The following is a 290-nucleotide window of genomic DNA, read 5'->3' on the forward strand; positions in this document are numbered from 1 at the left end:
ATCATTTAGACCATATTTTCATGGTCGTGCTCTATCAAGAGGATCAGCAAATCCTTCCTACACTTGATTATAATAAATCGGTATGGAATCAGCTTACAACTTGGATAAAAGATCAGAAAAAAAGGATTCAATTTAATCGTGACTCTCTTATTCTAGCTCGCTCCGAACTTTTTCTTTCGACGAAATACAAGATGGATAAAGAAAATGCTTCTTATCTAAAGAAACGATATGAACTGATGATTGAAGTAATTAAAGAAACCATACAATTGGGTGAAGCAAACGGTGAATTT

1 pseudogene is annotated in these 290 nt (G+C 33.4%); it reads left to right on the forward strand.

The features are described from left to right. Positions 1-290: pseudogene (locus JKP73_RS22885) on the forward strand (hypothetical protein); the annotation flags it as partial.

It is taken from the genome of Virgibacillus salexigens (assembly GCF_014905415.1).
GTDB classification, from domain to species: Bacteria; Bacillota; Bacilli; order Bacillales; family Amphibacillaceae; genus Virgibacillus; species Virgibacillus salexigens.